This window comes from Acinetobacter sp. YH12112 (genome assembly GCF_013418945.1).
GTDB lineage: Bacteria > Pseudomonadota > Gammaproteobacteria > Pseudomonadales > Moraxellaceae > Acinetobacter > Acinetobacter indicus.
The window spans coordinates 1-1,831 of record NZ_VPBA01000087.1 but is presented as its reverse complement, the minus strand read 5'-3'; the positions used below and the strand labels follow the sequence as shown (position 1 = coordinate 1,831).

At 37.2% G+C, this 1,831-nt stretch carries 2 protein-coding genes; both read right to left on the bottom strand.

From position 1 onward, the window contains the following. A partial coding sequence (locus tag FTU50_RS15175) for an FAD-dependent oxidoreductase (protein WP_373685478.1) occupies positions 1 to 968 on the bottom strand: 968 nt, incomplete at its 3' end. 23 nt (positions 969 to 991) lie between these two features. Further along, positions 992 to 1,369, bottom strand: a complete 378-nt coding sequence (locus tag FTU50_RS15170; RefSeq protein ID WP_044502095.1) for a hypothetical protein — start codon at positions 1,367 to 1,369, stop codon at positions 992 to 994. Positions 1,370 to 1,831 lie beyond the last annotated feature (462 nt).

Here is a 1,831-nt window from a genome sequence, read left to right as displayed (position 1 = left end):
ATCAAGGCATCCATCAACCCACTGTTTACGCCTTGTCCTGCAAAAGGAGGCATCAAATGAGCAGCATCTCCAATCATCGTTATGGGTAATGGACGCTTACTTTTCCAAGACTTATCTAAGGGAAATATTCGTGTCGCTAACCCTACAAAAGATGATGTCAAACGAATCAGTTCTTTGTAGCGTTCGTCCCAATCGGAAAATTTTTTCAGGAGAAAATCAACGACACTATTTCTGTCTTGAAAATCTACCCGCGTTTTGCTTTTCCATTCATCAGGTGTTTTAAAACTTATTCCAAAATGCAATGCACCATTATTATTAGGATTCGCAAATAATAAATTACCTTGATGAGCAGCCATTAGCCGGTTTCCATTGCAAAGCTGAAAAAATCCAGGACAGTTCACCTCCGGTTGATGAATATCGGCTTGTATATTGAAAGTACCTGTTTCTTCAACTTCCGTGTCGGTAACAAATTTTCTTACTTTAGACATTCCACCATTGGCAATAATAACCAGATCTGCTGTTTCACTCGATTTATCCTCAAAAGTTAGTATCCACTTCTCCTTATCAGGTTCAAGGGTAACAAGTTTTCTATCCCAAATGACGGTATCATTTTGTAAACTATTTAATAGGATAGTCCTTAAGTCATTTCTGTTTATTTCAGGATTGTCAAAACGATTTTCGGGTCTTACATTTTTTGTGGTTAAAATATTGCCCTTTTCATCAACAATATTTACACCCATTGGTAAAGCTAAGTCATAATAAGTTTGTAACAATCCCGCTCTTTTCATTGCTTCCTGTCCCGAATCCCTGTGCAGATCAAGTGTCCCACCAAAAATCCTTGCATCTTGGTCTTTGTCTCTCTCGTAAACTGTAATGTCCACGCCGTTTTGCTGTAACAATCTCGCCATTGTTAATCCAACAGGCCCGGCACCAATTATTGTAATTTTTTTATGTTTTAGTAAAGTCATATTCTTGTTCGCTGGTTTTAATGTCAACTAATGTCTGTCAATTTAATCACTTTGTTTTTTTTAAATTCAAACACGGATTTTCCTGATAACTTTAGCTTTTGCCCTTTTTTTAAGCCGTTCGGAAAGTCAATTGCTAAAATTGCTGTATAATCAATTTCTATTTCAGTGCTGTTGTCAAAATGCCTAAACGATTTAACTGTCTGTGTTCTCTTTGCAAAGTATGTTTTTGCTGTTTCTGCCTGTTGTTTAAACGCTGTTAACCCTTTCAGCGATAAACTTATATCATTATTTTGAATGTTTTCAAAAACAATATTATCGTCAAGGTCTGCAACCATTTTTTTGATATCAAATTGGTTGTATCCATCGATGTAGTTATTGATGATGTTTACTCTGTCGGTCATATTTTGTAATTATTTATCGGTTACATATTGGTGTTGTCTGTAGGTTGTTCTACGATAATTGCCAACTTTTAACTTCTATACGAAGGAACATGTTGGGATACTTGAACTTTCGATTTAGCGCCAACACGAGCAAACCGAAGTTAGCACCTACTCTCTATTCAGCATATTTTTTAAAAATACTTGTGGCAATGTGTCCGCCAAAACCAAAAGTATTACTCATTGCGTAATTCACTTGCCGTTGTTGTGATTGGTGTAACGTCAAGTTAAATATATCCCTATATTCAGGTTCAATATCTACCGAATTGATTGTTGGCGGAACAATGTTATTCTGAACAACGTATAGGAAGAATAAACGCCCTTTTCACCCAAGTCCAACAGCTTTGGACCGCAGTTGACTCTTTCGACACCCCTGCGATGCAACCCAATCCGGCTGACGGGGAGCCAGCAACGCTGAAAATTTAC